Annotated in this window: 15 protein-coding genes; 13 read left to right on the top strand and 2 right to left on the bottom strand. The window is 42.8% G+C overall.

Features of this window, described 5'->3' with window-relative positions; translation table 11 throughout:
• Nucleotides 1–84: 84 nt before the first annotated feature.
• The 9 genes from ACFQ1M_RS05705 to ACFQ1M_RS05665 all read left to right on the top strand — a co-directional run bounded on the left by ACFQ1M_RS05705 (nucleotide 85) and on the right by ACFQ1M_RS05665 (nucleotide 15330).
• A complete protein-coding gene (locus ACFQ1M_RS05705) occupies nucleotides 85–1416 on the top strand; it encodes an ATP-binding protein (protein WP_386405184.1) in 1332 nt (443 codons plus the stop codon).
• Nucleotides 1417–1783: 367 nt separating this feature from the next.
• Nucleotides 1784–3601: a hypothetical protein gene (locus ACFQ1M_RS05700; RefSeq protein WP_386405181.1), complete on the top strand. Its 1818-nt coding sequence runs from the start codon at nucleotides 1784–1786 to the stop codon at nucleotides 3599–3601.
• 26 nt (nucleotides 3602–3627) lie between these two features.
• Nucleotides 3628–5367: a hypothetical protein gene (locus ACFQ1M_RS05695; RefSeq protein WP_386405178.1), complete on the top strand. Its 1740-nt coding sequence runs from the start codon at nucleotides 3628–3630 to the stop codon at nucleotides 5365–5367.
• An 11-nt stretch (nucleotides 5368–5378) separates the two neighbouring features.
• Complete coding sequence (locus ACFQ1M_RS05690) at nucleotides 5379–6065, top strand: hypothetical protein (RefSeq protein ID WP_386405175.1); 687 nt, start codon at nucleotides 5379–5381, stop codon at nucleotides 6063–6065.
• Between the two features lie 8 nt (nucleotides 6066–6073).
• Complete coding sequence (locus ACFQ1M_RS05685) at nucleotides 6074–8050, top strand: hypothetical protein (protein ID WP_386405172.1); 1977 nt, start codon at nucleotides 6074–6076, stop codon at nucleotides 8048–8050.
• A gap of 25 nt (nucleotides 8051–8075) precedes the next feature.
• Nucleotides 8076–9995, top strand: coding sequence for a hypothetical protein (locus ACFQ1M_RS05680; protein ID WP_386405169.1), 1920 nt, complete (start codon nucleotides 8076–8078; stop codon nucleotides 9993–9995).
• Between the two features lie 19 nt (nucleotides 9996–10014).
• Nucleotides 10015–11466, top strand: a complete 1452-nt coding sequence (locus tag ACFQ1M_RS05675; RefSeq protein ID WP_386405166.1) for a M12 family metallopeptidase — start codon at nucleotides 10015–10017, stop codon at nucleotides 11464–11466.
• A gap of 20 nt (nucleotides 11467–11486) precedes the next feature.
• The gene (locus ACFQ1M_RS05670) at nucleotides 11487–13889 is read left to right on the top strand and encodes a DUF7452 domain-containing protein (protein WP_386405163.1); all 2403 of its coding nucleotides are present in this window, start codon (nucleotides 11487–11489) and stop codon (nucleotides 13887–13889) included.
• A gap of 34 nt (nucleotides 13890–13923) precedes the next feature.
• Nucleotides 13924–15330 carry a hypothetical protein gene (locus ACFQ1M_RS05665; RefSeq protein WP_386405160.1) on the top strand — a complete coding sequence of 469 codons (1407 nt, stop codon included), beginning with the start codon at nucleotides 13924–13926 and terminating at the stop codon, nucleotides 15328–15330.
• Nucleotides 15331–15444: 114 nt separating this feature from the next.
• On the opposite strand, the gene ACFQ1M_RS05660 is transcribed toward ACFQ1M_RS05665, so the two are convergent.
• Nucleotides 15445–16032 (bottom strand): hypothetical protein, encoded by a 588-nt coding sequence (locus ACFQ1M_RS05660; protein ID WP_386405157.1) that lies wholly within the window; start codon nucleotides 16030–16032, stop codon nucleotides 15445–15447.
• Between the two features lie 424 nt (nucleotides 16033–16456).
• Between ACFQ1M_RS05660 and ACFQ1M_RS05655 the strand changes: the two genes are divergently transcribed.
• On the top strand, nucleotides 16457–16996 hold the full coding sequence (locus ACFQ1M_RS05655; protein WP_386405154.1) for a hypothetical protein: 540 nt from the start codon (nucleotides 16457–16459) through the stop codon (nucleotides 16994–16996).
• Nucleotides 16997–17071: 75 nt separating this feature from the next.
• Here ACFQ1M_RS05655 and ACFQ1M_RS05650 read toward each other — a convergent pair whose 3' ends face one another.
• Nucleotides 17072–18607: a YifB family Mg chelatase-like AAA ATPase gene (locus tag ACFQ1M_RS05650; protein WP_386405151.1), complete on the bottom strand. Its 1536-nt coding sequence runs from the start codon at nucleotides 18605–18607 to the stop codon at nucleotides 17072–17074.
• Between the two features lie 290 nt (nucleotides 18608–18897).
• Here ACFQ1M_RS05650 and ACFQ1M_RS05645 point away from each other — a divergent pair, with 290 nt between their 5' ends.
• From ACFQ1M_RS05645 to ACFQ1M_RS05635, 3 genes are all read left to right on the top strand, one after another.
• A complete protein-coding gene (locus tag ACFQ1M_RS05645; RefSeq protein ID WP_386405147.1) occupies nucleotides 18898–20715 on the top strand; it encodes a hypothetical protein in 1818 nt (605 codons plus the stop codon).
• Nucleotides 20716–20764: 49 nt separating this feature from the next.
• Complete coding sequence (locus ACFQ1M_RS05640; RefSeq protein WP_386405144.1) at nucleotides 20765–24274, top strand: hypothetical protein; 3510 nt, start codon at nucleotides 20765–20767, stop codon at nucleotides 24272–24274.
• 154 nt (nucleotides 24275–24428) lie between these two features.
• Nucleotides 24429–25181: a hypothetical protein gene (locus tag ACFQ1M_RS05635; RefSeq protein WP_386405141.1), complete on the top strand. Its 753-nt coding sequence runs from the start codon at nucleotides 24429–24431 to the stop codon at nucleotides 25179–25181.
• The last annotated feature ends 9 nt before the right edge of the window (nucleotides 25182–25190 follow it).

Here is a 25190-nt window from a genome sequence, read left to right as displayed (position 1 = left end):
CCCATATTTCCCCGTCATCCTCCTGTTGATTCGAATCATTTAGAAGCATATCATTGTACTTTACAACATCATTGACCAAACCAAATGGAGATAGCCACTACCCTACACCACACCGGAATAGATGCTGCCATGCAATTCCTAGGCGAAGCACTTCGATATCGTCTATCAGCAGAGTTACAGCAAACCACCCATAACATCCCAGACGATACAGCTTTTAGCGCTACCAAAATAGGACAGTGGTGTAAAATACAGGATCTTTCTCAATCGGAAACCTTGGTCCTCATCTTGGCGCTGGCTCCGATGGTAGCACCAAATTTTCTCAATGACATCATTTCAGAATTCTTACCAAATGGTGGAGAATTTCCCGAGTTTGGAGGTATCAAAGGCAAAAATCATCGCGGCATTATTCCTACCGGGGAAACGGCACTCTATCTGCTGGCAGGCAATGATCTTGATCTCAGGACCCAGATGATGTCCATCTTTGATGAAGAAGGAAAATTAAATAAACAGGGAATTGTTGGGCTCAATGGAAGCCCACAGGGTGAACCGCCACTAAGCGGTGTTCTCTCTATTGACGCTGAGCATGCCCTTGAGCTTGTCTCTGGCAACAAACAGATCCCGAAACAATCTGCCGAATTTCCTGCAGAACGTATTTCTACTTCTTTGGAATGGGAAGACCTTATCCTATCGACAAAGACCATGGATCAAGTAAAGGAAATTCAGACCTGGCTAAAATATAACGATCAATTGATGGAAATGCATGGTCTCAAACATCGCATCAAACCTGGCTATCGCGTAATGTTCCATGGCCCACCAGGAACCGGAAAGACGCTTACTGCAACGCTTCTAGGGAAATATACCAACAAGGATGTCTACCGGATCGACCTTTCCATGGTGGTCTCCAAATACATCGGTGAGACCGAAAAGAATCTGTCAAAATTGTTCAACAAGGCGATGCACAAAGATTGGATCCTGTTTTTCGATGAGGCCGACTCTATCTTTGGGAAACGAACCAATGTGAGAGACGCGCACGATAAATATGCCAATCAAGAGGTGGCCTATCTTTTACAACGTATAGAAGCGCATCCGGGACTTGTGGTGTTGGCAACCAACCTCAAAAGCAATATCGATTCGGCCTTTACACGTCGCTTTCAATCCATTGTTGCCTTCGAAAGTCCTTCACCCAAAGAGCGCATGCAGTTGTGGGAAATGAATTTGCCCAAGAAGTTGCCGCTTCATCCAGAAGTGGACCTTTTAGGATTGGCCAAAACTTATGAGATCACCGGTTCCAATATCGTAAATATCATTCAACACTCCTGCTTGCAAACCCTAGAAAAAGAAAACACACATATTCGCTTACAAGATCTGATAGATGCGATTAAAAAGGAATATATCAAAGAAGGTAAGATGATCTAGTACGCTAATGAATACATAATATATCTCCATGCTAAAAAAACTCCTTTAATAGGAGTTTTTTTACAGCACCCCCCCTTCCTCATCCTGGTATCACACCATACACATCGAATATAGATATGCACGTAAAGCCCTTATAATCATTGGGTTTTTAATGGTCATTGTCACCCTAGGATCCCGGATTCCTACATATTCAAGAGTAGGTAAAGGGTGAAATACCCGTAAGTCGATATGGGAAATAGCCCGTAGCCCTTAGGGGAAATACAAACGTAAAATAAGACGGTATTTCACGGTACATAACCATCCATTTCCCTTTAAAAAATAAGCCGTTCGGCAGTTACTTTTGAATCGTAATTAAAAACCAATAATCATGAAACCAGAAAACTGTTTTATCGTTTTCCACAAAGTTATAGTACTCACTATATTCTTATTGATCAGTACAGCATCGCAAGCGCAAGTCAACTATGACGAAGGACGGATGTATATCGAAGGGGTTCAGCTTCTTCAAGATAGCAACGATCCCAGCGCCTACTATTATCTTCCAGATTATCCACGTCTAGCAACAAAAGACGATGGAGACTATGAGTTGATGTGTATGAAGTATATCGGACAGGGAGGAAATGCCAGTGGTGGACTATTTCATGCCCTTATACAATTCGATCTTCCAGAAGAAGTTATAAGTAAGGTGGAAAAAGAACTCCAAGAAAAGAAAGGCGGCGCCAAGATCGTCGGTCCCGTTCCAATGAAGCAGGCCATGAAAGATGGCGGTGATGGTATCGCCAGCTTTAAGATCGTCTCTTCCATATTGAACAATGTGGAGGGTGAAAATCCCTTTACCCAAAACGTCATCACCTCAGGGCATGCACCTCTTTACAAAGATTCCAAGGCAGCTATCGCGGCCAAACTCAATCAAGAGGGAGCAACACTGCTCTGGGAGTCGCTACAAGGGAAAACCTCAGACGTATCGGTCGTTGTCAATGGCTTTTACGAAGCAAAAGTAAAAGGCTACAACGCTATCGTCTCTGCCGACATGTCCACTATTTATGAACATTACAGCAAGGTATATAGCTATCAAAAGGATTATACCAAGAGACAATTGCGCAAGATCACCGACGAAATGGTCCAAGATCAGAAGCTCAATATCGACGTATTTGATCGCTCCGTAGGATTGGGCATTAAGACCGATGATATGAGCAGCATTCTATCATTGGTAACTGACAAACTCATCGAATTGATGTTCGACGCTGAGACCGGTTGGGCCAAACAACCCGAAAAAGAGATCGCCATAGAACAAGGGCAGCTCGCGGGAAGAAGAAAGAGAGGATTTTTCAGCAAAGTCTTTGGAGGCGCCCAGGATGAAAAATATCAGACCGACAATCAATTTGTATTAAAGAAAAGACAGGACATCAAAGTGAACAAATTCTATTTGAATTTGAGCAAGTCCACTACCATCAAGGTGCCCGTGTTTTCGTCTGGAAATATTAGTGGGCTCTATGAGACCTTTAAGGAAGACCCGTCTGCGAAGGACAAATATTTTAGGATCGTCGACCTGGAAGATATCGATTTCTTGAAGCGCGAGGTCATATTTCAACTCGATGGAGAATATGTGGATTGTTTCAGCGAAATTCTAAACTCGGTCACCGTCAGCTTCAAAAAGACCTACGGCGAAGACCAAAATGACGTGACCCGTGATGTCATCATCAAAAGAGGAGATCTCGAAAAAGGAGAAGACTACAGAACGGTATTCTATCCTCGGCTTGGGATCAAAGGCTCGGAGTGGCTCGATTATGAATATCAATTGAGTTGGAATCTAAAAGGAGATGATAAGACCATCAAAATCCCAAAGGGGTCCAATTGGGTCAAAGCCAACGATGCTTCTATTGCCTTGACACCTCCATTTGATAAGAGAACGGTACAAATAGATGCCGATAGGACCTTCTTTAAAGAAGCCAATATCCAGGCCTGCTCCGTTCGCTTCTTTACCATCATCAATGGGCATCCGAAGCCACATAAAACGATGATCCTTCGTAAAGGAGATGCCGAAAATACGAGCAAAGTCAATCTCTATCACGATAAGGGCGAACCGGTAGTATATCAAGTTAGTTGGTACGGCACCTCTGGTCCAACAGAAATGCCCGCAGTACCGCTTGAAGGAGATTACCTTTTTCTGATACCACCACAAGAATAATCCACATCAGCTAAAAACAAAACGACATGAAAGCAATAAAAAACATCCTAGTTTTGCTAGGGCTGGTCGGACTATGCTTTGTAGGAAGGTCACAATCAGTGCTTATCGACAGAGGAGTCAATGCCCAAGGATTATGGTGCTTTCCCATTCATAAGAATGAAAACACCTATCTCTATCTTCCAGAAAGAGCACGTCTATCTATCAACAAGGATAGCCTCCCCGAGTTTTCATATTTACGATACATACTAGAAAAACCATCGGAAAGCGAGACAAAAACCATTACCGAGGCCGATGGTGGAGGTATTCTCAACTTTATGGTATTGTATGATACCCCCGAAGAATCCATTGTAAATGCCGAACGATTTTTAAAGAAAAAACTTGAAAATGACTCTATAACAATTCGAGGGCCAGTCGTCTTCAATAGCGGTAAATATACCCTTATTTCATCCATTCTCAATCCAACTTCAGGAACCAATAAACCACAGATCCTTGGAACAGGAGAAGCGCCTATTCTTGAAAACAGTAAAATACCGCTGTCCTTCAGTATAGACCCTGTAAAATCTAAATTACTTCTAGAAAGCTTCAAAATGGCTACACCAGATGTATCGCTGGTCTTCGAATTATCATTTTCTGGATTGACAGAAAATTATGAGGCCGAATTAGAGATCGACTGGTCGGAAGTAAAAAAGAGTCATGCCTTTGATGCAGGCGGAAGTATCTATTTCGTAGGTGCCGACGTGGGTCTAGGCTTTGATAAATTAAGAAAGGATCAGGCGATAAAATTCACTAGTACAGGGAGCGATGCCTCTATGGAAAGTCTTGTTCAGACGGTTTATACCAAGCTGTTAGATCTCATGTTCAAAAAAGTACCACTAGAACAAGTACCGGACGAACACCGTGGTGGATTGGAGGATGCCATCGGTTCGCTCATTAGCGGCAATGGTGCGATGGGCAGTCGAAACACTACTGGTTTTGGACTCAATGTGAGCTATCAATACAAAGAACATCGCACCACCGGTAAAAGCAATATGGTATTCAACGGTAGAAGCAATGTGAGCAGAAATCACTACGTAACCTTCAACGCTGGTAATCTCTATAAGGAATACGGCGAGAACAAAGAAATATTCAAAGATGTTCCGCTTTGGGACCCTGCGTTTCAACAGCGAGATGTGTATGTGGGAATTGACGGCAACATCGAACGAGAATTCGATAAAATGCTGAACAGCGTCACAGTGAAACTGAACAAGAAGCATGAAAACGGTGACGAGACCATCAAAGAGGTTTTGCTTACCAAAGATACGTTCAAGGCCTCCAATGGAAAAGTCGCTATGAAGTACCTGAATCATGAAGATACGGATAGAAGCCAATGGCTGCATTACGATTACATGACCACTTGGAAATTTATCGGTGGCGGCTCTTATTCGGAAGAATGGAAGACCGAAAATGCAGCAATGATCAATCTCTATACACCTTTCCAAAGAAGAAAAATTGAGCTTTCAGGAGACTTGGCCAGTTTAAAGGACAACGATATCAGAGCCATTGCCGTGCGGATCAAATATGACTTCTTTGGAGACCCAAAGACCCAGAATCTCACCCTCTACCCTTCAGACAATATCAACGAGAAATACTTTGAGATCACCCTTCCCAAGGGTGTGGAAGAGGTAGACTATAGCATTACTTGGTTTTTAAAGAATGAGGCTCCGAGACAAAAGAAAGGTGTGGACAAATACGGTCTCATCTTTATTGATGAGATGCCCAACCTATAATCGATCAAACGATGTTACAAAATATTCTAAAAATACCATTCGTACTTGTCATAGCCTTTGGCTGTTGTAAAGGCGTGGCGCAAGTCCTAGAAAAGAACGAGAGCGTGAGGCTGTTATTGTCAGATCACTCCACTGTGGTTTTGCACAAGAAAAGAAATGCCTTTGATGAGCAAAGCATGGAATATTACTATTTGCCGTCGCATTTGCGATTTTCAACCACAACCACTGGCGAAAAAGAATTCTCATTTCTGAGCTATAAAGAAGAGAACCAAGACAACGGTGCCATCATCCACTTTCTAGCAACTTGGGGACTCAACAAAAGGCAGTTGGAAGAAGCTCAAAGAATGTTGATAGAGAGCAAGGGGCCAAATGCGGTTTTGATGGGCGCCATCATGCCTTCTGCGAATGGAGAGACCATAGCGATCGAGGGAAAGAATGAAATAGCAGCCATTCTCAATAGATCACAGGCGCAGTTAGGAAAGATTCCAACAACGCCAAACTCAAAGACCGCGGCGTCCTTTCATCTCAATGAAGAAGATGCCATCGTCTTCGAAAAGGCGATAAAAAACGATGCTAAGGAGCTGAAAGAGGTCTATCTCGTCCTCAACTTTCAATTGAAATTCACGGAATCTGGAAGTGCTGCAGGCACGGTACACTATTCTTTGAAACAAAACTTTAAAACACTTTTAAATCAATAATTACAATCATGAAAACAAAAATTAAAAACCTGTTAGCAACGGCAACTTTATGTTGCATTTTCCTTGCGACACTTCCAACGGAGGCACAGATCGTTGATAATGAGAACAAGCTGAGCCTTACCCTGTCGGATGGTACGCAAGTGACCCTCTACGGACAAGCGAGTAGCCTTTCCGATAGAAAAACAAAGAACTATTATTATTTACCGGTTTCGTTACGATTAGGCGAAAGACCGGATAAGACCAAAGAGTTCTTGTTCCTTAAGTATATTACCGACAAGAAAGAATCTGAAGGTGGAATTGGTGGTGCGCTCTTGCACATGCTCATGGAATGGGGTTTGACTCCCGAGCAGCAGAAAGAAGTGGAGCAGATCCTTGCCAATGGTCAGCAGGGAGCGCCCAAAAAGAGTGTACTAAAAGGAGCGCTCGATGTGAAACCAGATGGAGACAAATCTTTGCGTATCATCTCTGCAACACTAACGGATGAGAAACTGGCACCTTCGGTCGTTCAGTCTTTGAATGCACCGGTATTGCCAGGCGCAAAGGTAGCGGTGGCTTCCAATCTCAGTCCTAACGGGGCTCAATTGTTAGCAGCTACGTTCGAGAAAACACGTTCCATCACGGACCTCTCTATCGAAATGGGCTTTAAGTACACCACTCGTATTCCTGCTGCTAAAGGTCGCGTGATCGTCAATTGGAGTCAGATCCAAAAGCATATTGAGAGAGACTATGCCCAATACAAAGAAACCCGCAAAAAGAAAAGTCGTGGCGGGTTGTTTGGTGCGATTGGCGATGCGCTCTTCGGTAAAAAGACCGAAGTCACAAGTAGGTCCTATGACGAGGTACGATCGGTCATCGATACCATGGTAGAAAAAGAATACATCAAAGTAGACTTTGATGAGAATATCGCGGATGATCGCGTCACCAAAATTCGCGAAGCGTTCTTTGATTTCTTTTTACAGAAAATGACCGAGTCTGGTGATTCTGACAATTTGGCTCCACCGACGAAGAAGGAAAAAGAGGCTATGCCAAATATCAAATATGGTAAAAAGTACACCTACAACCGTAAGTTCTTTGAGTCGAGCTTCAAAAAGAAGACCGAGATCTATTATCTCAACTACCGTCTTGCAGTTGAAAAGCCATTTACCATTACCGCCAATCTGGCAAGCTGGTACGACGCCGTTAAGAACAACAAGAAATGTGTTGGTTCGGTATACCTTAACGATCCTTTCTTTGAGCACAGAGATATCAACTTGATCCTAGATCTAGAGGCTAAGGAAATGTTTGACAAGGAAGTGAATTATGTAACCGTCAATGTGAGGAAAAAACGTAAGTCGGGCAATGATTTCCAGGATTCGAGAACCATCGACATTGAATATCTTAAGAACAACGGACTGAAAGCGACCATCAACTATGCGAGAGGTGACGACAAGAATTCGGATGTGTATGAATATAAGAGCCAATGGAGTTTGAAAGGCGGCAATATCTATCCAGAAGACCCAGAATGGATCAAAGGAGATTGGCAGGGTATAACCTTAGAACCACCTGTAGTGCCAAGAACTATCGAATTTGAATCGGATCTCGAAGAGTTGAGTGCCATGGGAATTGTACGAGCCACCTTACAACTGCGCTATTACAAATTTGGGAAAGAGACCCAGACCAATATTCCACTTACAGTCTCAAAAGGAGAACCGCTCATCGAAAAGATGATCTTCACAGATAGAGATACTCGAGGCTACGCATATCAGCTTGTATTAACGCACAAAGAACGAGGCAAAATGGTCTTGGACTGGGATGCCAAAGTCAATGATGACTATGTCTACGCTACCATCCCTCAAGAACTAAAAGACGAGGATCCAGATTATTTAGAAAAGGTGATCAAGGCTGGCGAGGCCATCTTAAAGCCTGGTGCAGACGGTCAAGTTAGTAAGGCCGCCGGAATCTTAGAGAAATTCAAAGATGTGATCAAAGTGGTGAAGACCGATTAATGCAATCAATAAAAATTTTATAATCATGAAAATCTTAGATAAAATCATAATCATAGTGGCAATGGCAATAATTCCATTGCTATCATGGGGACAACAGCAAATATTGCTGGATAAGCCAGTGCGTGCTGGAGAACTTATTCTGTTTCCTTCACTAGATAATTCAGGTAAATACTACTATCTGCCAGATAAACCGCAATTGGCTTCACACCCCGATGGCGACCCGATATTCTCATTTCTTAGATATGTTAAGAACAACGAGACGGCCAGTGATGTCAATGAAGGCATCTCCGAAAGTTCTGTAGGCGGCGGAATCGTACACACCTTGGTAGAATTGAAAGTGCCAGATAAAATGCTGAAGGATGCAGAACGCGCCTTGAAGCGTGTCGATAATAAGGGGAAGATTGTGGGACCCGTTGTTTTCAAATCTGGAACGGTGTCACTCATATCGTCCGTAGCCAAACCAAATGGGGATTTTGAAGCTAAGGTCGTCGGCTTTGGTAATGCGCCAGTACTGGAGAATCAACGTTCCGCAGTTTCAGTGCAGTTGAACAAGTTGGGCTCTAAGATCCTTTGGGAAACTTTCAATACGCCTACTCCAGATTTTAGTGTGCACTTTGAGATGGAGGTTGAAGGATATCTTTCACCAAAAAGAGTACTCATCGAAGCAGATTTCGATCGAATCTATAAGCATCAAGGTATCGAAGCCGCAGTGGCGATGCCAGTGCTTTCCGCAGAGATCAAGGCGACCTTTGACGATCTGTTCGATTCTGGTGCCATTAAACTTACACAAGTAGGTGATGATGAAGAATTGAATAAATTAAAGGACGCTGCCTACACCCAACTCATCAATCTGATGTTTGATAAGGTTGGCGGTACTGGAGTTCCTCAGTTAAATCAGCTATTGCCCAACAACCAACAGAGCATGTTGGATCGTGCAACCTCTCAATTACAAAGGGCACGACAAGAAACGCGCGAGGAGAATCGTCGAATCGAATCGTTAGAGCAAGCGAGGGCAAGAAGAAATCGCGAAGCAAGAAATAATGCCCGTGGAAGAGCAGACTCTATTAGAACGAGTGCTGGTCACTCCCCCATTACGCGCTCTTCCAACGATGACGAGGACAACGAGACCGAGGCGGAAATCCCGGAAAGACAACCAATGCCAAGCCTCTCTATTGCTGTCTCTTACCAGATGAAGAAAGTGAGACGCAGAGGTACCTATAAGATCGACCTTAACAAGTATACAGAAACCACTAGAACGTTGCCATTCGATTATAACCTCGGCAATGTAAAAAGTATCTGCAACAGCTGTTTTAGGGAGATCAATGCAGACGATCCGCTAATGAAACAACGCGAGATCAATGCCACACTTGGAGGCATCAATGCCGATGACTTCAAACATGTAAATTTTGTTAATGTCATCATGCGCAAGAAGCACGAAAATGGTCAGGAGACAGTGGATGAGATCAAGATCGACAAGTCTGCCTTCAATACCAGTGGAAACTTCTTCAAAATGCTTTACGGATGGAAAGGCGATGACAACAGGGACAAATGGTTGAGTTACGATTATAAGACGTTGTGGAGTTTCAATGGAAATCACAAAGTAGAATCTGATTGGGAGACCACCAAATTTGGTAGTCTAGCCTTAGAACCACCCATCGTTAAAAAACCGATCTATGTAGAGGTAGATGAAGATTTTGTGCTCCTCAATGGCCTAAAGGCTGTGGAGATCAAAGTATTTGGCAAGCTGGGTGAGAAGAACACCGTAGAGCGTGTCAATCTAAAGACCAATAAGAACGAGTTGAGCAAAACGATAGATATACTACTTCCAAGAGATACGGACGAGTATGACTATGAGATCACCTATTTCTTAAAGGGACAAGCACCCAAGAAGTCTGGAAAGCAACATTCGGACTACGGGAGAATTGACATTGATAGATTTTTATAGAACATTTAAATAGATAACGATGAAACTTTATAAATATATCGCTTCACTGGTATTGGTAACCGTCGGATTGGCCTTTCAATCGCTATTGGCACAAGAAGGCTATCCAAACAATACCGGAAGCATTACAACAAGAGACATTAGCACCACATTACCATTCAGCCAGACGTCACAGACCGTAAAGGTAGCGGTGATCAACGGTAAGAATATTTTTGAAGGTGACATTTTGCTCCCCTCATCAGGACGAGGTGGTGCAGCGTCGACAAGCAGCAGTTCGAGATGGCCAGGAGCCAGAGTTCCATATGTGATCGCTAGTGGGCACCCAAAAAGAGCGGACATTTTATGGGCGATCAATCACATCAACACGCAGACCAATGTATGTTTAACACCAAGAGCTTCGGAAAGCGATTATGTAGAATTCGTATATGAAGAAGGCATGTGTGGACTTTCTTGGATCGGCAGAATTGGCGGAAGACAGGAGATCACGATTGGTGATTCTTGCGGAAACACACGAGGCAGTGCTGCACACGAAATTATGCATGCACTTGGTTTTTATCATGAGCAAAGCCGTGATGATAGGGACAGATTCATTACTGTGAATACGAGTAATATCGTTCCAGACGGTATCAGTAACTTTAGAAAATACAATCAAAGTTGGTACCATTATTTCTGGCCAGAAGGGCGAAATATGGGTAACTATGATTATGGCTCTATCATGCATTATGGACCACGAGCCTTTGGAAAACCGGCATCTGGTGGCGGTCGAATGATCACTATCGTACCCAAGCGAAGTGGTGTCACCATCGGCCAGAGAAATGCGCTAAGCACAACCGATATAGCCAGTATCAACGGAATTTACACCACTGCATGTTCAGCGGGCTCCACCTCTAGTGATGACAGTACCGCAAGCAGTGATAGTAGTTCTTCATCGACCAGCAGTTCGAGTGGAAATCAGTCCATAAATGTCAATTACTCCGTGCAATTAGTGCCACAGACCACCAGAATGTCTTGTTGGGCCGCTGCAGCTTCGATGATCGTAGGATGGAGAGAACGAATTAGCATCGACCCAGAGGATATCGCTCGAGGCATCAACGGCTGGGAACCCTATTACAGAAATGGCGGTTTACCACCAGACAATACCGAGATGTTCAGTGTTTGGGGATTACAATATGAATATCCTCAAAGCTATACGGTTCAAGGTTTTATCGACCTCTTGGAAGTCGGTCCCTTATGGGTAGCTACAGACCTTAATAATGGCGCTCACGTGGTAGTGGTCGCCGGCGCTCAAGGAGATGGTACGCCAGATGGAACCATGCTGACCATCCTTGATCCTTGGGAAAGGGGAATGACAAGCTTTAGACCATCCAATTCGGGATCGACCTATCAACAGACCTATTCCGAGTTCGTGAGACGCCAAGAACGATTGGCCACAAGAGAGTTGTCCGAGCCATCGGCATTTTATGTTGCGTATTAGAAAAATTAAAGAAAAATATCATGAGAAAAATAAAAAAGAGTGTTGTAAAGTCCGTTATTGGATCGCTATTTATGGCCATCGGTATCGGGCACGCACAAACTGCTTTCAAGCATGTTGCGAACAATACTAATACAAAAAGTCACATCAGTAGCATTAACCATAGTGCTACTGATGGGAAATCAAATATGGTCCTTTTTGTGACCCATGATTATGGGAAAGGTGGACCGTACGCCACAAAAGCGGCTGGTGTATGGTACAATGGAACGAAGTGGACAATATTCAATCAAGACAGGACACCCATGCAAGCGAAGACTCAATTCAATGTGCTTGCGGTACCTAGAGGCAGCAATGCCTTTGTTCACAAGGCTGGTGGCACAAACATGGCCAATGGCGCTACAAAGATCGATCATCGATCGTTGAATGGCAATCCAAACGCCAATATTATCGTCACCCAAAATTGGGGAGCCAAAGGTCCTTATAATGCGAACCCAGTAGGGGTATACTATGCTGGAGGGATGTGGCATATTTTCAACACCAATGGAAAACCAATTCCAAATGGAGCGAAATTCAACGTCCTCGTTCACAAAAAAACGTTCAGACATAAGGTAGGGAATACCAACAAGAAAAACCATATCACTTATATCAACGATGCTAGGACCAACGGAAAGTCCAATAGCATTGTGTTGGCCACCTTCAATGCTCAGAATAGCCGAAAGAATTTCAACAATCCTATCGGAGTTTGGTATTCTGCAAATAAATGGACGGTATATAATGAAGACCGGAAACCGTTAAAAGGGAATGAAGCTTATAACATCATTGCCTTAGACAAAAAAGGGACTGTTCTTATCAAACAGCCTACAGACGGCGTTGTATACAGACCAGTAGAGATCAAGAAAGATATCGATCCTAAAAAACCGAACACCAAGGGATTGAAAACTGTTGGGTTGGTCAGATACAAACCTATCAAAAGGACCGATAATTCTGCCAGTAGCACAGAGCGCGAAGGGCCAGACATTACTAAATATCAAGATATAGGAACGCTTCTCGAAGGGGAGCAGTACGAGTCATTTCTAGAAAAACTGAATATCTTCCGCAAGATCTATCACGACAAGAATAAAAATGCTAGAGAGTATTATTATTTTCCAGCAGAGTATACGCTGAAGTGGAACAAGGAGACCAATGAGTATGCTTTCAACATTTACTATATGTCATCCGAAGGTGGTCAGGGAAGTGTTTTGATCAATGCAGAACTCTCTCCACAGATAAGCTCTGAAGATATAAAGTTGGCCGAAAAACTATTGGCTGCGAAGTTGCGCAAGCCTGTGAAGTTGATGCCGATGGACCTAAGAGACGTTCCAAAGGTCGACTTCGGTGCGACACTCACCAATTTCAATGTGAAGGCAGAAAGTATCAATGCGAGTATTCCTTCAGACTATCACAAACCTATCATCCTAGATTGGAGAATGGATAGCAATGTGGACGATTTTGTCGGCGCTATGCTCAATAACATTGGTGTAAATCTCAACTTGGAGTTCAGGCCACACGGAGACGAAACTACCGTGATCAATGTACCCATCAATCTAGAAGTGAATTCTCCCATGACCTTTGGCAAGATCGAATTTGAAAAACCGTCTGACCTTACTGCTGGTTGGACCAACGAACTTGATTATCCAGTCGTTCCAAAAGAATTGGTCATTCTCCGAAAGCAAGGTAGCAGAAATTACTTCGAGACCATCTCGCTTGACAATGAGGAGATCGGGAAAGGTGATACTTATAACCTAAATAATGATGTAAAGAATAGGATAGCAAATGCTTCTAACATCCAAAACTTATGGCTGGACTACTCTTTGAATAAGGACTGTGACTCCTGCAACCAAGAAGTGAAGCGAAAGATCATCGGTGGAACCTCTGGAAGCCAGATCACCAACTTGGAGATCCAAGTATTAAATGCGCTTTCCTATTCAGATGCGCATTCGATGAAACTGATGATCAAATCCATTCAAGGCGATCCCAATGCCACCAACGAGATCACCTTTCCTCCAATGAGCATTACCGAAGACGACCAGACACTAGATGCCGTACAGCTCTTTGTCCCAGAGGGAAAAGATCTTGCATATGACTATCAAGTGATCATGATCATGAAAGACGGAACGGTGAAGACCAGTCATTGGAAGACCGGTAGCACCAGTCTTTTGGTTCTTGGAGAGAGTCAGATAAAATCACTCTTCAAGCATTTGGAAAAATCTGGCTTAGAAAAGGCCAAAGACTCTGTGATGCAAAAAGGCAAGGACGAGCTCATAGAAAAAGGGAAAGAACTCTTGGGCGGTCTCTTCGGAAAGAAAAAGGACAAGAAGGACGATGAGGATTCCGACGAAAATGATGGAAACGAGGAAAATGAAAATGACGAAAACGAAAATTTATAATTGCAAATAGCAAAATTTACAAAGTACATATCTCATGAGGGTCGGTCGATTTTTAATTACAATTTTTGTTTTCGCAAGTTCATTCAGTCTATCACTGGCGCAACCAAACTATCAGTCTAAGCGACAAATAGAAGGAATAACTGTTTTTCATGACAAGTCCGACCCTCAATTGTACTATTACGAACCTGGTGATCTCATTCTAAAGGTCACAGAAAACGATACCCCAGATTTCCAATTCTTGGATATGCGCTATACCGGTTCTAAATGTTATGATGACGCCGGTGAGAAGAGCTTTTTGAGTCTTGTAAGATTTGGCGTCACGATGAATAAAGTAGACCCCAAAACACTACAAAAAATAAAGAGTACCCTTAAATCTCGAGGAAGAGCAACCTTAAAACCATTGCCACTCTCTGCTATAGACACACGATTGATACTTCCAGTAGAAAGCAATAGTGAAAAGAGCTATCAGGTCCTCGGAGAAGATGGCACCTTAGAAGCCGATTCAAAAAGTGGATATTCAACTTCGAAGGCGTATTGGACAGAACGGACCTATACCGTAAAATTGAACAAGCATGAATCGCAATTACTCAACCAACAGCTCCAAGACAATTTACTTGGGCTCAATCTCAGCTATTCCTATTATGCGGATGTATGGCTACCGGAAGAGGAAATAACGGGCTCCAAAGAGTTGATCTCCGAATTCGAAAAAGATAGCACCCTTCAAGAAGATGACCCCATAAAGAATCGCATTGTAAAGAACAATACCCTTAGTATCAATATCGATACGAAAAAATATCCCGGAGCTATAAAACAGCTTGACCTCAACGAAGAGATCCCTCCAGCCTATGCCGCCATTGAAGTAAAATGTTATGATTTTACCGAAGACCTTCGACCTGACCTATATATGAAGATCGTGGAAGTAGAGGGTGTGACGGTAGATAAGACCAAACGCACCATCATTGAAACCAAATTCTTACGAAAGCATTCCGACCTCAATACCAAGCATATTCAATTTCCATACGCGGTTCGGATAGATGCCTCCATGCGGTATCGTATCACAGAAGTGGACATCAACGGAATTAGAATGGTCCATGATTGGAAAGACAAGGAAGAATGTTCTTCTATCATTGACGTAACTTCCACAAACGAACAGCAAAAGGTAGCAACAAAGGAGGTCGATATAGAAATGGATATGACATCCTTTACCGAAGCTTCCCTTTCTAAAGTTGAAGTATACATAGGATACATTTTCAATAACACCGCGCAAGTTGAAACCATTACCTTCAAAGAAACAGATGAGTTACCTGTACAATTCTTGGCCATGAAACATGATAAAGACACTCCCTTATACTATTTGGTTAAAAAGTACGATAGCGATGGTAATCTAATAGCAGGCAAAGAAGCGCGGCAATTGACTGACAACTATTTATATGTAGAGTGATCGACATGCTCAATCATGTTTTAACATAAAAGAAGAAGTGGTTTCGAGCCACTTCTTCCTATTTAAATGGTTAGTAGAATACAAATGATCACTTAAAAAAGGGTTGCATGCCTTTTATTGACATCTTGTCCATTTTACACTACCCCAGTAAGTTACTTTTGACTTATAGCCGCAAGTACATACAAACTGATTTAAGGCTTGGATAATGGCTGCACAAGCAACGCCAGGCCAAAATCCGGCCAACCCAACGGCACTGCATCCCACAACACTCGCCCAACTAGCAGAATTCGTGGACAGGTACACTGTAGCAGTCGTCCATCCAAAACTGATCTTGTTTCTGTTACAAGCACGATCTGACAATGTGATTATTTCTTTGGTTTCCAAATCGATACTTTGGCCGATCCACTCGCGCTTGATCTCTCCTGCTTCTATCTGTCTATTTACTTCATCGTAAGAAGCCTTGAGCTCGTCATAAACTTCTGAATCAATTCCAAGACTCTTTCCAGGATCATCGCCCTTAGCAATGATTCCATCATTATTCATGAGGTATTCTTCAAAAAGCGCCTCGGCTTCCTCGAAGTCTGTAACTAACTCTTGTTGTACAACAACCTCATCTTCCAGGTTTTCTTTTTGGCATGAGAGACTAAACATTCCAACTGTCAATAACAAGATGACTATTCTGTATGCATTTAATGGTTTCATTTTTTTATTGGTTTTAGTTAATACTCTACAGAAAGACCACACGGGCGCCAAAAAAGGTGTCCTCTTTCTGTACTTTAGAAAATAAGACGTGAAAATTTTAGGTGTCTTAGAAATACATTATCAACATTGACAATACAAAGCTATCAAACTGAAAAACAACATACTATCCCCAAAACCCATGAAATAAACTACTAGAAAATGATGAGGATCGCTACTGGTAAACAATGACTTTAGAATAAACAGTTCAGTTTCCAGAGGACGAGAAAGACACCAATGGATATGCCTTCATTTGGTCAACTATCCTGTAAAGACCTTTATACCAACAGGTGATATACCCTGAAAGATTGGGGAAATCTATGTGCCATTCGTATGCAGAAGAGACCTACATTTATTTCAAATAAATATCAACCTAAAAGTATTAGTTATGAAATTATTGAACATCTTAAGGCTTTCGCTAGCGGTCCTAGTGATAAGCTGGACGCCTCTAAGTGAGGCGACTGACGAGGTAAATGTCGCTGAACAAAAACTTGTAGAATTATTGAGAGATTACGATCGCACCATGAAGGTCATCGGAGTTCCGTTGAAAAAATTCTCATCACTGAAGATCTTGGCCAAAAAATCTGGAAAAGTGAAGATCACCAATAAAGCGGTCATTGTGTATAAGACCAAATCGCATGGGGTGAAAAAGGTCACCATGATCGAGCGAGATGGACAACTTTACTTCAAAGGAAAGGCCAAGTTGTTTAGCGAAAATGTATTAAAAGGTCGAGAAGGTGATGAAAATTGTGAAATAATCATAGATAGCTGTGGTGGTGATGAATGTGATTGTTACTGCGTTGTATCCGATTCTTGTGATCCCAGTGGAGAGTCTAACCCAAATTGCTGTGATGACTGTGAATGCGAAGACAGCGGCGATTCTATCATGGATAGCTTTGATGCCTTTTTAAGCACATTATCACAATAGGCCCTAGTAAAGAACAACTTCAAAAACCGTTAAGCAATTGACGGTTTTTTTTGCGCTCTAGGCATCCGTTCCTATTTATCCCAACCATCCGTCTCTATCCAGACTTCGATATTGTATCGCCTCAGCGATATGACTGCCATCGACTTCGTTCATCCCAGCCAGATCAGCAATGGTCCTTGAGACTTTTAGGATACGGTCGTAGGCACGCGCAGAAAGATTAAGGCGTTCCATGGCATTTTTTAAAAGTGTCTTAGAAGCTTCGTCCAATTTGCAATACGCGCGGATCTGTTTGGTATTCATCTGAGCATTGTAATGTACATGCTCTAGATCGGCAAATCGCTCGGTCTGCAATACTCTGGCCTTGGTGACTCGCTTTCGGATCTCCACGCTACTCTCTCCTTTGCGATCATCCGAGAGTTCCTCAAAAGGAACAGGAGTGACCTCGATATGAATATCTATTCGGTCTAACAACGGCCCCGAAATTTTACTCAGATATCGTTGCATCTCGGCTGGTGTAGAGGTGACCGGAGCATCTGGATCATTAAAATATCCTCCGGGACTGGGATTCATACTCGCCACCAGCATAAATGACGATGGATAAGTAACCGTAAACTTTGCTCTAGAGATGGTCACTTCTCTGTCTTCTAAAGGCTGTCGCATCACTTCGAGAACGCCTCGTTTAAATTCTGGAAGCTCATCTAAGAATAAGACACCATTATGGGAAAGTGAAATTTCGCCTGGCTGTGGATAGGCGCCTCCTCCAACCAAGGCCACATCCGAAATGGTATGATGTGGACTTCTAAAAGGGCGCTGGCTTAAAAGACCTGAATCCTTTACCCTTCCTACAACGCTATGAATTTTGGTGGTTTCCAGTGCTTCATGCAAGGTCATCGGAGGAAGAATGCTGGGCAATCGTTTGGCCAGCATGGTCTTCCCCGCACCTGGCGGACCGATCAAAATAATATTATGGCCACCAGCAGCGGCTATCTCCATGGCGCGTTTGATACTTTCCTGTCCCTTCACATCGGCAAAATCAAACTCTGGAAAGTCCAAATTTTTATAAAATTCTTCTCTAGTGTCAATGATTGTTTGCTCAAGTATGCTTTCACCATCGAAGAAATCGATCACTTCCCTGATATTCTCAACCCCAAAGACCTCCAAATCATTTACGATGGCGGCTTCTTTTGCATTTTCATTTGGAAGGATAAAACCTTTAAAGCCCTCTTCCCTAGCCTTGATGGCTATGGGTAAAGCCCCTTTGATGGGTTGAAGCCCGCCATCTAACGATAATTCTCCCATGATGAGATAGTCGCCCACCGAATCCTCCCTTATCTGTCCTGAAGCTGCCAAGATACCGATGGCTAGAGTAAGGTCGTAGGCACTTCCCTCCTTTCGCAGATCTGCTGGAGCCATATTGATGGTGATCTTCTTTCCTGGGATCTTGTAACCGGTGTTCTTTAAGGCGGCCGCAATGCGATAATTACTCTCGCGAATGGCATTATCGGGCAATCCTACTAAATGATAGCCGATTCCCTTGTCGATATTTACTTCTACTGTAACTGTTGTCGCCTCCACTCCAAAGACAGCACTTCCATAAACCTTGGTGAGCATGGTGATTGTTTTCGTACTTGAAATTATACATCCTTGTTGTAATGAGAGACAATTCTAAGATGAAAATAACACTTAATCCCTTACAAATCAATTTTTTGAAAGTAATCTTCAGCGCAAAAACTGTCGAAGCTTATAAAAGCACGTATAAAAACGGGTTTGTAAATACAGGAAGAAGTTCGCTAAAATTCACCAAGTAGACACTTTAGTTTTGTCATTGGTAGAAGTTCCCTCCGATAGCAATGCTTACCACCACCGTACAAGGCATTTAATTAATCATAAAACCAATCACAATGAGTGCAATTCAATCCAATCTATCGGCATCCCAATACGGATACGATATGGTAGTAGGGGTAACACAGGCCTCTATCAACGCTACAATGAAATCTTTTTTAGACAAGTACAAAGGCCATGAGTTTGTTATGTGCTATGTCTATCAGACCGATCCGACCACCAATAAGGGCAGTTGGGTATCGAAGCCTTTCGAAGACATTAAGCAAGAAATTGGCGGCGATCCCTTCTCCATCCCAGATGGCGCCCCATCTGACAATGCTCTGTTACAAAAACTGTATCAAATGAAATTTGGCTTTGCATTTAGAGCAAGCATCGGCCTTCCCACGGAATTTCCTCTAGATAAGATCCCCAATGTCATCGTGCTGGACAAAGGAAATTCTTTGGTGACCTACAACTTGGTTTGCAAGAATTTTGAGGTTCTCAATCTCACCAACAATTTTGGGGATATCACTTGGAGCAATATATCACAGTCGTCGCAATCAGAACCATGGGTCTTTAGCTTTAACGTCAATCTCGACTTGCGATCTAGCGACAGCGCCTTTGCATATCTTCCAAAATCGGTACAGGACAAGGTAAAGAATCTTTCGCCGGGTTCCATGTTCAGCGTTCAGCAATTATATTTGGACCTCAATACTGCCGGACTCGATTCTGCTCCGTCTATTTCTGGACTCGACCCGACTTCGGATGCCTATATCTTTTTAACGAGAACGTTTATCAATTCTTATTTTAAGGATCTGCAAAAGAACAATCAATCCGGTGATAATCCAGATGGCAACTTTCTTTTAGGATATTCGATAAAACCATCCAAGCCAGGACCTACACCATCCATTGTTCCTACCGATCTCAATTTTCTGGTATCACCCTATTTGGATAGTAGTGGCAATCCTACCAAGGATTATGACATGTATACGCTCAATTACCTGATCATGGCCGATGACCATCATATGCCAGCGGCAGTGCCTTTTGGTTGGAACTGGGTAGAAAAAGCGAACGAGGCTAACTTTAATGGGGTCATGGCCATAAAAAAAGCTGCTTTTGTGGACTATCTGAATAAACTGTTCTCTCCACAACTAAACAGTGTTAGCTTTTCTACAAGTTGCTCCATAGATTGTGTGAATCCAGTAAAAATGCGATACAACATCGGCATGCAAGCCGCAACTGGCGCCTTAAAATACCAAGTAGTGAATGATGGTTCATCAAAAGTGTTGACATACTCTTACACAAAAAGCAGTAATGCCAGTAAAGATTTCTGTTGGGGCAATTGGGGAAACATCACATTTAAATATACGGTTGACTCGGAAGTTCATTTGACAGGGAATACTATTCAAGTAATCACCACAACAACGGCATGGATGCATGTCAATGTCGATGGTGGCGTTGCCGAAGGGAATTTTGTGAAGTATAAATCCACCGTTGATTATCAATTAGGTGTAGATGCTTACGGCCAGTTGAAAGTCACCTTGGTTGGCGGCAAACCCAATGTCAAGGATGAATCAGATGATATCAATCCAGGAGTTTGGGGAACCATTGTAACCGCAGGAACGTATAAAGGTTTCATTAAAGAAATAAAAGGATACCTCACAGTAATTGAGACCTTTTTGAGTAATTATAACAACCAAATACTGGCCATGCTGAACGGTTCTCATGTCTGGGTATTTCCAGGTGGAAAAACCTTTGTATTCAAGAATGTACAGTTCTCAAACAATCAGGATCTGGTTGCAGATGTCACCTATGCAGAACCCACTGCAGAACGCTTGAACAAAACCATGACTGCCGCCTCTATGAAAAAGGAAGAGGCAGAACTACAACTTCATTAATCGATAACTCTTAGAAAGCATGACACAGATAAAAGCTTCATCAAAATTGATGAAAAACCATAAGCAAGCGGTCATCATGGCTGCCAACAAGAAATTCGAAGCCTTGCAAACACAAGAGGGACTTTCTGTATTCTTTTCCGTTGGAAGTGACGGTGTCTTCTACGTAACAAGAGAGGTCCCTAATGATGAGGAAGGATGGAAGAAACTTGACCAAAGTTCTGCCTTAAGTAGTGACCATGGTGGTAAAACCGTTACCGTAAGCAATTTTACGGTAGTGAAGAATTCCGCCACTGGGAAAATAGATATGGCCTTGATCATCAAGGTCGGTTCAGAAAGTTTTCTTTATCTAGCACTCCAACAAGAGAATACCACATCTTCTTGGGGCACCCCTATTGCCTGGAGTGCAGTGGCCTATGACGGCGCTACCACATATGATCCTCTAGTGATAGACGATGTATATATTGCACAAGCGAAAAATGAAGAATATTTTGTTGTTGATATTCTAAAAGACCCTTCCAACACAGACAGCGCAATCTTTAGATACTATTTGGACCTTTCCAAGAAAATTACGGGAAAAGTCTGGAACGACCATGACCTATCGGCTAATTTACAGGCCGATAAAATTACAAGCGCTCTGGGAAAAAAAACGGACCAACGCGTCGATGGAATTTACACCATGGGAAGTATTACTGGGACCACAGAATTGATCTATACGCCCATCTATAATCCGTTCAATCCTAAACTACCGGCCAATCCCAGCAGACTCTCTATCCCAGTAGACGCCACTGCCTTTGCATTGACCACGGATCAAAGTGGCTTGACGCCCGTTTTCGTCGCCGGACAAGGTAAGTTACTGCTGTTTACACCAGATCAGCAAGAGGATGGGGATGCAGGGGTTGATATCCTCGACAATCCCTTGTTCAAAAATGTCAAACAACTCTATGCACATCGTCAAAACAATACCTTTGTGGTTTGGGGACTAAATGCACAAGGGCAAATTTTCTATACAAGAAATTCCTCGGGGAATCTGAAAAATGCCTCTTCTTGGTCCGTTCCAATCCCGATTCTGTCCAATGTGGAGCAAATCGCTTCGTATCTTGATGCTGATAACCCTTCTAGTGTGATCTTTGCTCACCTTAATGGACAAAATCTCATCAAACTCTCACAAGACCCCATAACCACGATATGGAAAAGACGTTCTATCGTTTTGCCAAGTACAGATGTCAATGATGTGATATCATTCAACACCTTTACCACCCAGATCCAAATATTGCAGGATGACAAGCTGCCGCTGGCAAACCAAACTTTGGCGATTACATCTACCAGCCCAGTTAGCGTCTATATCGATAACACATTTAAAATCTTGTCACCAGACAACCCAGTGGATATGACCACAGATGCTTCTGGAGCGGTCACCATCCTCCAAGAGACTGAAAGTCTAAGCGCAATTACCTACAAGTTGAGCTTAAAAGATGGCTCGTCATCTATCGATATCAACCCTATGAACAAGATGTTGGATACCATCTCAAATGTGAAGACGGGTGATGACCTAGGTAAGATCGAAGTCACCAATAAAGATGGTAGCAAGCAGCCATTGGTGCCAAAAGATGTCTCCAAAGACAACAAAGATGCAACGGCGAAAGTACTTCAAAAATTTGTAGAGGCCTCCACGACCTTGCCTAAGGATGGAAGTGTGAAACCATCGATAAAAAGCGGTAGAATGGCCACCGCATTCTCCGCAGATGATTTTATCGGCAAGCCAAGTGATTTCTTTGGGATGACCTATCAAAATGGTCAACACCAGTTTCATGAAGGTGAGAGTGGTATGAGGCGTTTTGGACTCGTGGTAAATACGACGACCAACAGAATGATGATACAAGGGAGTGCAGCTGCATTGGATGATGTTTCTAGCGCTATCGAATCTACGGCTGGTGATATCTTTAACTGGCTAAAGGACGCCTGGGAAGATGTTACGAGTTTCTTTGTACAAGTGATCGATGGCCTATATCATTTCTTTGTTGAAATTGCCGGTAAGTTATATCGTTTCATTTTAGCCGCCATTACCGATGTGGTGCAAGCCATCGAGTTTGTTTTAAAGAAGATCAAAGTATTCTTCGAGGACCTTATCAAGTGGTTGGGCTTCTTATTCAAATGGAAGGATATTCTAAGATCCCATGATGTTTTAAAGAACATCATCAATCAATTCATGAAGAAAACGGTTGCGGACATTGGTGTCGTTAAGACCGAAGTGAATAAAATATTCGACGGCATTGAGGAGCACATCAATGAATGGGCGGGATTGGAAGATAATAAGACTTCGCTTAGCCAACGTTCTTCGAATACAAAGGAAATGGAGGGGCATCATTCGCCAGAAGCTAATTTTGGTACCTACCATTTAAAGCACGGTGCTTCAGATTCTCGTTCCAATGCAGACATTGCGGTGACCATCACTTCAGAAGTAGAAAAGTTATTGGAAACACTGCTTGGGGCAGTCGAAAAGGAAGGCGAGATCTTTCAAAACGCATTCGACACCCTTAAAACCCAGGTCATCGATCAGATAAGTACGTTAAGCTTTGGAGATATCGTGAAGCGACTAGTAGCTATTCTTGCGGATATTTTGGTCGAATCTGCCGAAAACATCATTGACACCGCATTGGATATCGTAGCCATTTTGGTTGAAGGGGTCATCGAGATTTTAAATGCAAAATTGGATATTCCCGTACTTTCTTGGCTCTACAAAGAAATAACAGGTAATGATCTAACCATTCTTGATGTTGTTTGTTTGATAGTCGCCATACCTGGAACCATTATCTATAAATTGGCCGCTGAGAAAGCACCTTTTCCAGATAACGCTATGACGCAAAGCCTCATTGATGCCAAGAGTTGGGATGCCCTCAAAGCAGTCTTTCAACAAGATTCGAATATGGCCTCGAGGATAGTGCTGGCAGCTACCCCACAGGCCACTGAGAATGATGGTGTAAAATCAGGATTTATTGCCTTTATGCGAATAGCGGCCTGCTACGGGACCATAGGGTTCCTTCCTTTGACCATAGTGAAAGCCCAGGAATCAAAATTAGAGGAGGCGCCTGGTTTGAAATCCATTTCACAATTGCAAGGTACCTGCTTCTTTGTGGCTACCCTGCCAAATATCATCGCCTCGCTTATTGCATCCCCGACACAACGTTGGGATAAGGTGACGGCCGAGATCATCTATGGCATTACTGCTATACAGAAACTAATGGATATTGCTTCTTACAAGCCATTTATGAAAGGATGGAATAAAGCCTCTAAATGGATAGATATGCTTTTGGGGGCCGCAGGTCTGGTACCTTCAGTATCTGCTCCGATCTATGACCCTAGTGTGAAGTCTGTCACGGGAGCACTCACCAATATTAGCTGGAATGCCAACAGAATAGCTACGCCATTTGCAGACATCGATGAAAAACCTAGAATTTTTGCTGCAAAAATGGTTCTTGTTGGGTTGTACGGCGCTGGACAATTCATTCTTTTTGTTGAAGAATTGGCCATACCTGAACAAAAAGCTGTAAGTCTAGCATAGCTATAAGTTAGCCTTTTTTAAATGCTCCATCAACCGAAAGGTTCTTGGGGCGTTTTTTCGAATGATCATGCTAGATCAAAACAAAACGGGTATTTATACGGCTAGACAACAACACTTTTCTTATGATCTTTACATAGAATAAATAAAACCTTCAATGGAAACTAAAACTGCAACCCCCAAGGCCACCACGTATCCTAACACTGCATCGGGTATCACCAAACGGATCACCGATGAATTGGTAGAGGAAACGCATACGATGCTTGCCTTTGCATTGAAAAATGGTATTGCCATCGATAAAGAAGTTACAACCTTGGCTTCTTCCAATAGTTTTGAAGATCTGATGAGCTTACATGCACTCTTGGTACAAAATGTGGCGCCAGCAACACCAAAGTCGATCTCCTATCTCGAAGAGCTTCAAAATAATGAACGAGAAAAGTCCTTCTTTAGCAAACTTCCCATCCTTCGAAACCTGATCTTACTAACATTGGTCTTTTTGGCGCTGTTCATCGGTACGGGTCTTTCTCCGAATGTCAACAACGACAGCGTCGCAAAGGGAATCATGGACAATCAAGGACTCAATCTACTTTTAAATCTCGCTTTTATCGCTTCGGCTTCGGGCCTTGGAGTGTTGTTCTCCATGTTGCGAAACGTGACCATCGGTATCAAAAAAGGAACGCTGGTTCCGGAAGATTCTATTTATTATTCCGCTTTGATCATTTTGGGGATCATCGCAGGTTTGATCATCTCGGAGATCATTCCTTTCAATAGTCTAAATGGGAATAATACAGCCTTGTTCAATAACGTAGCCTTGGCACTGATCGGCGGATTTTCCTCAGATGCGATCTTTGCGATCCTGCAAAGCGTTGTGAATAAGCTAAAGCAGATCTTTAGCACTCCGAACAGTTAAATAGACGTA

The organism is Sungkyunkwania multivorans (assembly GCF_042675645.1).
GTDB lineage: Bacteria > Bacteroidota > Bacteroidia > Flavobacteriales > Flavobacteriaceae > Sungkyunkwania > Sungkyunkwania multivorans.
This window is presented reverse-complemented; position numbering and strand designations above follow the sequence as displayed.